The organism is Paraburkholderia sp. XV (assembly GCF_020177535.1).
In the GTDB taxonomy this organism is placed as follows: domain Bacteria; phylum Pseudomonadota; class Gammaproteobacteria; order Burkholderiales; family Burkholderiaceae; genus Paraburkholderia; species Paraburkholderia caribensis.
Window position 1 is genome coordinate 1 of the sequence record NZ_JAGUUD010000206.1, and the last position, 7,948, is coordinate 7,948.

General features: G+C 62.1%; 6 protein-coding genes. 5 read left to right on the forward strand and 1 reads right to left on the reverse strand.

Features of this window, described 5'->3' with window-relative positions:
• The coding region (locus KFO72_RS40720; protein ID WP_225034470.1) for a YadA family autotransporter adhesin at positions 1–1,689 on the forward strand (1,689 nt) is incomplete at its 5' end.
• 257 nt (positions 1,690–1,946) lie between these two features.
• Here KFO72_RS40720 and KFO72_RS40725 read toward each other — a convergent pair.
• Positions 1,947–2,792 carry a MurR/RpiR family transcriptional regulator gene (locus tag KFO72_RS40725; protein WP_054928976.1) on the reverse strand — a complete coding sequence of 282 codons (846 nt, stop codon included), beginning with the start codon at positions 2,790–2,792 and terminating at the stop codon, positions 1,947–1,949.
• Positions 2,793–3,094: 302 nt separating this feature from the next.
• Between KFO72_RS40725 and edd the strand changes: the two genes are divergently transcribed.
• The 4 genes from edd (at position 3,095) to KFO72_RS40745 (ending at position 7,775) form a co-directional block, all read left to right on the forward strand.
• Positions 3,095–4,993, forward strand: coding sequence for a phosphogluconate dehydratase (edd, locus tag KFO72_RS40730; protein ID WP_054928975.1), 1,899 nt, complete (start codon positions 3,095–3,097; stop codon positions 4,991–4,993).
• Positions 4,994–5,012: 19 nt separating this feature from the next.
• Positions 5,013–5,654, forward strand: a complete 642-nt coding sequence (gene eda, locus KFO72_RS40735; protein ID WP_054928974.1) for a bifunctional 4-hydroxy-2-oxoglutarate aldolase/2-dehydro-3-deoxy-phosphogluconate aldolase — start codon at positions 5,013–5,015, stop codon at positions 5,652–5,654.
• 254 nt (positions 5,655–5,908) lie between these two features.
• Positions 5,909–7,270, forward strand: a complete 1,362-nt coding sequence (locus tag KFO72_RS40740) for a GntP family permease (protein WP_060599683.1) — start codon at positions 5,909–5,911, stop codon at positions 7,268–7,270.
• 10 nt (positions 7,271–7,280) lie between these two features.
• Complete coding sequence (locus KFO72_RS40745; RefSeq protein WP_054928972.1) at positions 7,281–7,775, forward strand: gluconokinase; 495 nt, start codon at positions 7,281–7,283, stop codon at positions 7,773–7,775.
• Positions 7,776–7,948 lie beyond the last annotated feature (173 nt).

Genomic DNA, 7,948 nt, shown 5'->3' on the forward strand with positions numbered 1-7,948 from the left:
ATCACCAACATCGACGGCCGTGTGACGCAGAACACGACGGACATCAGCAACATCAACAGCCAGATCACGCAGATCACGAATGGCGAGATCGGCCTGGTGCAGCAGGATGCATCGACGCGCAACATCACGGTGGCGAAGGGCACGGACGGCACGATCGTGGACTTCACGGGTACGGCGGGTGCACGCAAGCTGACGGGCGTGGCCAACGGCGCGGTGAACGTATCGAGCGTTGACGCGGTGAACGGTTCGCAACTGTTCAACGTGGCGCAATCGACGGCGAACGCGATCGGCGGCGGCTCGACGGTCAACAGCGATGGCACGATCAGCAATCCGACGTATGTGATCAACGGTGGCAACACGACGGTCAGCAATGTGGGTGACGCGATCACCAACATCGACGGCCGGGTGACGAACATCGACAACTCGATGAACAACATCGTGAACGGTGGTGGTATCAAGTACTTCCACGCGAACTCGACGTTGGCTGATTCGGTGGCTACGGGCGTGGATTCGATCGCGATCGGCGGCAACGCTAGCGCGACGACCAGCAACTCGGTTGCGCTCGGTTCGAACTCGATGACGGGTGCTGTCGTTGCCACGACAGGTGCGACGATCGGCGGCCAGAACTACACGTTTGCGGGTTCGGCTCCGGTCGGAACGGTCAGCGTGGGTAGCGCGGGTCAGGAACGCACGATCACGAACGTGGCTGCCGGCCAGTTGAGCGCAAGCTCGACGGATGCGGTGAACGGTTCGCAACTGTATGCGACGAACCAGGCTGTGAACCAGGTCCAGAACCAGGTGAACAACATCTCGAACACGGTGAACAACCTGAGTGCGGGTGCTGTGCAGTACGACAGGAACGCGGACGGTTCGGTGGACTACAGCAGCGTCACCATGGGTGGTGGCAACGCACCGGATGGCACGGTGATCCACAACGTGGCAGCAGGCACGGATGACTCTGACGCAGTGAACAAGGGTCAAATGGACGCTGCGATCGCGACCGTCACGAACATCGCGAACAACGCAAGCGATCCGATGTTCTCCGCGAACGGCGACCGCAACACCGAGGCAGCAAAGGCAAGCGGTACGCACGCTACGGCGATGGGTCCGATGTCGAACGCGAGCGGCAACCAGTCGATCGCCACGGGCTACAACGCTCAGGCAAGCGGCGACAGCTCGATGGCAATCGGCGCGAACTCCAAGGCAACGGCGGACCACGCTGTTGCTCTGGGCGACGGCTCGGTGGCGGATCGTGCGAACACGGTGTCGGTGGGCTCGGCGGGCAAGGAACGCCAGGTCACCAACGTCGCGGCTGGCACGGCGCGTACGGATGCTGTCAACGTCGGTCAGTTGAACGACTCGATCACTGCAGCGGTGGGTGATCTGCCGGCAGGTACGACTGCGAAGTCGTACACCGATCAGCAGGTCAACATGGTCCAGCAGGGTGTCAACAGCGTGGCGCGTAATGCCTACTCGGGTATCGCGGCAGCCACGGCGCTGACGATGATCCCCGACGTCGATCAGGGCAAGACGATCGCGGTCGGTGTCGGTGCCGGTTCGTACCACGGCTATCAGGCCACTGCGCTGGGTGCTTCGGCACGCATCACGCAGAACATCAAGGTCAAGCTCGGTGCCGGTATCAGCGGCCAGGGCACGACGGTCGGTGTCGGCGCTTCGTACCAGTGGTAATCGGGAAGTAAGTGCAAGGGCGGTGCAGTAACGGCCGCCTGAGCGCAGTCTTCACCAGCAGTACGCTTCAAAACGAAACGGGCTCCTTCGGGAGCCCGTTTTGCATTTGTACGTCCGCTTCGCGTTCGTCGCGTTTCGGCTGTTGCATGCATGCATGCATGCATGCATGCATGCATGCATGCATGTCGTGCATGCTGGATCGCGTTAGCGGGATCATCAATGCAGCAGCGCTGCATGCTTCCATCAACGCCGCCGGTCTACTCCTGCGGCCCGATCCGCCGCCTCGCAATCAGATCCTTCGCGCCAGCCAGTTTTTCCGCCAGCTCCGGCCCGCGCTGCAACGCAACGCCGACAGCCAGAATGTCGCCGATCGCGAGGTGCGACGTGCGCGACGTCATCGGAGAAAAGATATCGGTGTCTTCGTCTACGTTCGCAAACAGCCCGATCGACGCCAGCCGCGCAAGCGGCGAATTTCCATGTGTCAAGGCAATCACCTTCGCGCCCGCGGCGAGCGCGGATTTCGCCGCGTCGATGATGTCGCGCGTGCGGCCCGTATTCGAGATCGCGACGACGACATCGCCTTCGCCCAGCAACGCCGCCGACATCAGAAACGTATGTGGGTCCGAGTACGCGACGCTCGGCATGCCGAGCCGGAAGAATTTGTGCTGCATGTCGAGTGCGGCAATGCCCGAGCCGCCCGCGCCGTAGAACTCGATGCGCTTTGCGTGCGCGAGCAGTTCGATCGCCGCCGCGACGCTGTCGGTCGACAGATTGTTGCGCACCTGGATCAACGCGCCGATGGTCCGGTCGAGCACCTTCGCCGCTACGCCCGGCGTCGGCTCGTCGGGGCGCACGTCGCGATACACGGCGGGCACTTCCGTTGCTATCCCTTGCGCAAGGCGGATCTTGAACTCGCGGAAGCCGGAGAAGCCGAGCGCGTGACAGAAGCGCGCGATGGTCGGCTGGCTCACGCCCGCGCGCGCGGCGACCTCCGTCATCGACAGGTCGAGTACTTCGCGCGGCGCTTCGATCACGTAGTCGGCGAGCTTGCGCTCGGAAGGGCGCATCTGGTCGCGCATCGCTTCCACCTGGGACAGCATCATCGGGAATCTCGCACTATGCTGAAGAATGCGTGGACTATAGCTGATAGATGAACCAAGTACAAAAACTACAAGATCGCCGTAGGTAATTACCCTTATGTGTTGGTGGATATCGCTGAAAGCGCCAATACATAAAGGTTAGAGGCGGATTTACCGCAAACGCCGATTCAGCAACTGCCACATTGTGTGCGTGTAGTTTTTCTACTAATATCCCGGTTGTCGGCTTTCCAGGCCGTTTCCCGCGATACCAATCTGGCGTGCAGCGCTCAAGCCAAGGCGCGCAGGCCAGCGACGAAGGAGCATCGATGGTTTCCCCGCATTCGCAACTGATGAAAGTCACGAAGCGCGTGATCGAGCGCAGCAAGCCGACGCGCCACGCGTATCTGTCACGCATCGACCAGGCGCAGGGTAAATTCCCGGCGCGCGGCGCGTTGTCCTGCGCGAACCTCGCGCACGGCTTCGCCGGCATGGAGGGCAACGACAAGCTCGTCATCAAGCAGATCCGGCAGCCGAACATCGGCATCGTCTCGTCGTACAACGAGATGCTCTCGGCGCATGCGCCGTACAAGGATTTCCCCGACATCATCAAGGCCGCCGCGCGTGAAAACGGCGGCGTCGCGCAATTCGCGGGCGGCGTCCCGGCGATGTGCGACGGCATCACGCAAGGCAACGCGGGCATGGAGCTGTCGCTGTTCTCGCGCGAAGTGATCGCGATGAGCACGGCGGTCGCACTCACGCACAACATGTTCGACGCGGCACTGTGCCTCGGCGTGTGCGACAAGATCGTGCCGGGCCTGTTGATCGGTGCGCTGCAATTCGGCCATCTGCCGACCATCTTCGTGCCTGCCGGCCCGATGACGAGCGGCCTTTCGAACGACGACAAGGCCAAAGTGCGCCAGGAATTCGCGACGGGCAAATGCGGCCGCAACGAGCTGCTCGAATCCGAGGCCGCCGCGTATCACAGCCACGGCACCTGCACGTTCTACGGCACGGCCAACAGCAATCAGATGCTGATGGAAATCATGGGTCTGCATTTGCCGGGCTCGGCGTTCGTCCATCCGCATACGCCGCTGCGCGATGCGCTGACCGCGCAGGCCGCGCGACGCGTGCTCGACCTGACGGTGGATCGCGGCCACTACATGCCGATCGGTCACGTGATCGACGAGAAGGCGATCATCAACGGCATCGTCGGTTTGCTCGCGACGGGCGGCTCGACCAATCACACGCTGCACCTCGTCGCGATTGCGCGCGCGGCGGGCATCATCATCGACTGGGACGACTTCGACACGCTGTCGGCAACGGTGCCGCTGCTCGCGAAGGTCTATCCGAACGGCAAGGCCGACGTGAACCACTTCCACGCGGCGGGCGGCATGGCGTTTCTGATCCGCAATCTGCTCGAAGGCGGCTTGCTGCACGACGATGTGAACACGGTCGTCGGCAAAGGCCTTTCGCGCTACGCAGAAGAGCCGAAACTGCTCGACGGCAAGCTGACGTGGGTGCCGGCCGCTGCTGAAAGCCACGACACGGCTGTGCTGCGTGCCATCGGCGATCCGTTCCAGCCGGACGGCGGCTTGCGTCTGATGCAAGGCAAGCTCGGCCGCGGCGTCATCAAGATTTCGGCCGTTGCGAAGCAGCATCGGACAGTGAAGGCGCCTGCCATCGTGTTCGATTCGCAGGAGGCCGTGCAGGAAGCCTTCGATAACGGCGAGCTGAAGCGCGACTTCATCGCTGTCGTGCGCTTCCAGGGCGCGCGGGCGAACGGCATGCCCGAGCTGCATCGTTTGACGCCGCTGCTCGGCGTGTTGCAGGATCAGGGTTTCCATGTCGCACTCGTCACGGACGGCCGCATGTCGGGTGCATCGGGCAAGGTGCCCGCCGTGATTCACGTATCGCCCGAAGCGCTGCTGCAAGGGCCGCTCGGCAAGGTGCGAACGGGCGACACGCTCGTGATCGACGCCGAAGCGGGCGTGCTCGACATCGAAATCGACGACGCAGAATGGGCCGCACGTCCGATTGCCGTGTCGCAGCATCAGGCGGAAAACGAAGTGGGCTTTGGCCGTGAGCTGTTCGGTGTGTTCCGCGCTGCGGCTGCGCCGGCGGAGCTGGGCGCGTCGGTGTTCGGGCCGCTCGTCGGCGAAGCGCCGCACGCAACTGGAACGGCAAACGCCGTGGCGAGCGAAGCCAGCCACGCAATGCAGAAATAAAGCGAAAAGGAGTCTGAAGATGACATCGAAAACAGTCAGCGAAATCGTGCGCCTGGGTCCCGTGATCCCGGTCCTCGCATTCGATACCGTCGAACAGGGCGAACACGTTTCGCGCGCGCTGCACGCAGGCGGCGTGAAGGTGCTGGAAATCACGCTGCGCACGCCCGCTGGCATCGGGGCGATCGAGCGCGCGAGCCAGCTTGCCGAAGACATCGTCGTTGGCGTCGGCACGATCACGAGGCCCGAACATTGCGCGCAGGCGAAAAAGGCGGGCGCGCAGTTCGGCGTGTCGCCGGGGCTCACGAAAGACATGCACAAGGCCGCTCAGGACGCCGGTTTGCCGCTTTTGCCCGGCGTCATGACGCCGAGCGACATCATCGTCGCACTCGAACTCGGCTATGAAATCGTCAAGTTCTTCCCGGCGCAACAGGCGGGCGGCGTGCCTATGCTGCAAGCCTTCCACGGCCCCTTCCCGACGCTGAAGTTCTGCCCGACGGGCGGCATCACGGCGGAAACCGCGCCGAACTTCCTCGCGCTGCCGAACGTAGTGTGCGTGGGGGGTTCGTGGCTGACGCCGAAGGCGGCGCTCGCTGCGCAGAACTGGGACGAAGTCACGCGTCTCGCGCGCGCTGCGAGCGAACTGGCAGCACCTGCACACTGATGCGCAGCATAGTGTTTTGAACAAGCGTGTAACTGGCTGCTGTAACGAGCCTCGCCGCTTCAGCCCCTGACGGGCTGCAGCGGCGAGGTTTTTTTGATTTTGCGCGGGTTTATTCCACGCGCCATCAACGTCAACAAACAGTAAAATTCAGCGTCCGCGAAAGTGCTCGCTCAGTAGGCACTTTCTGCATCCGGAAGCGGGCGAGGTGCAGCAGCACTTTGCAATTCAAACCAACAAAGCAAAGGAGGAGCTTCATGGAAGCTGTCCACGGCAGCATGCTGCTGATCTACGCCGTGATCGCCATTGCGGTGCTGATCCTGATGATCACGCGCTTCAAGGTCTATCCGTTCCTCGTCCTCATCATCGTGTCGTTGCTGCTGGGTCTTGCCGTCGGCATGCCGGCGGGCACGATCGTGAAGTCGTTCGAAACGGGCAACGGCAACACGCTGGGTCACATCGCGATCGTCGTCGGCCTCGGCACGATGCTCGGCAAGATGATGGCCGAATCGGGCGGTGCCGAGCGCATCGCCACCACGCTAATCAACTGGTTCGGTGAAAAGAACATTCACTGGGCGATGATGTTCGTTGCGATCATCGTCGGCTTGCCCGTGTTCTTCGAAGTCGGCTTCGTGCTGCTGATTCCCATCGCGTTCAACGTCGCGAAGCGCACGGGCAAATCGCTGCTGCTGATCGGCCTGCCGATGGTCGCGGGTCTGTCCGTCGTGCACGGCCTGATTCCGCCGCACCCGGCTGCGCTGCTCGCGGTGCAGGCGTATCACGCCGACATCGGCCGCACGATCGCGTACGGGCTGCTCGTCGGCGTGCCGACGGCGATTGTCGCTGGTCCGTTGTTCGCGCTGCTGATCCACCGTCATATCAAGCTTGCGGAAAACAATCCGCTCGCCGCGCAGTTCGTCGATACCGAACATCAGACGGGCTCGCGCGAGCTGCCGGGTTTTGGTATCACGCTGTTCACGATTCTTCTGCCGGTGATCCTGATGCTGATCGGCAGTTGGGCCGATCTCGTGTTTGCGCCGAAGACGACGCCGAACGATCTGCTGAAGTTCATCGGCACGTCTGACGTTGCGCTGCTGATTGCCGTCCTCGTCAGCTTCTGGACGTTCGGCGCGAGCCGCGGCTTCAACCGCGAGCAGATCCAGAAGTTCTGCGGCGAATGTCTTGCGCCGATCGCGGGCATTACGCTTATTGTTGGCGCGGGCGGTGGTTTTGGTCGCGTGCTGATGGATAGCGGCATCTCGAAGCAGATTGTCGAAACGGCGACGTCTGCGCATTTGTCGCCGTTGCTGCTTGGCTGGTTCGTCGCCGCGCTGATCCGTCTCGCGACGGGTTCGGCGACGGTTGCGATGACGACGGCGTGCGGCATCGTTGCGCCGATCGCGCAGGCGAGCGGCGTGCAGGTGAAGCCGGAACTGCTGGTGCTTGCGACGGGTTCGGGCTCGCTGATTTTCTCGCACGTCAACGACGGCGGTTTCTGGCTGATCAAGGAGTATTTCGGAATGACGGTGGGGCAGACGTTCAAGACGTGGTCGCTCTGCGAAACCATCATTTCGCTGATGGGCTTGGGTTTGACCTTCGCATTGGCGGCGGTCCTGTAAGGAGTTTCAGATGATTTTGATCGCGATGGGCGTGTCGGGCGCCGGCAAGACCCGTATTGGCGAAATGCTGGCGGAGCGGCTCAAGTGCAGCTTCACGGATGGCGACGCGTTTCATAGCGCTGCCAACAAGGAGAAGATGCACAACGGCATTCCGCTGACGGATGAAGATCGCTGGCCGTGGCTCAGGACGATTCGCGCGGCGATCGAGGAGAAGCAGGCGGCGCATGAGGATGCGGTTTTTACTTGTTCTTCGCTGAAGCGTTCTTATCGCGATGTTTTGCGCGCGGGCGATAAGGATGTTTGCTTTGTCTATCTCAAGGGTTCGCGGGAAGTGCTGCAGGAGCGTTTGCAGACGCGTACTGGGCATTTCTTTGATCCTTCGTTGCTGCAGAGCCAGCTCGATACGCTGGAAGAGCCCGGGGATGATGAGGCTATTACTGTGAGTATTGAACTGACGCCCGAGCAGATTGTTGAGGAGACGCTCAGTAAGTTGCGCGCCAGGTAGGGTTTGGAGTAGCGGTTGATTGATGGCCCGGTGGCGGTGGTTGGATTCGCTGCCCGGGCCGTTTTTGTTTATGGTGGTGGGGAGGGCGTGGCGCAGGTTTTGGTTCTGGTTTGCTCGTGTTTGCGCTGGCATCCGCGTTACGTTAGCGTGCTTCACGCGTCGCCCCTGTGCGG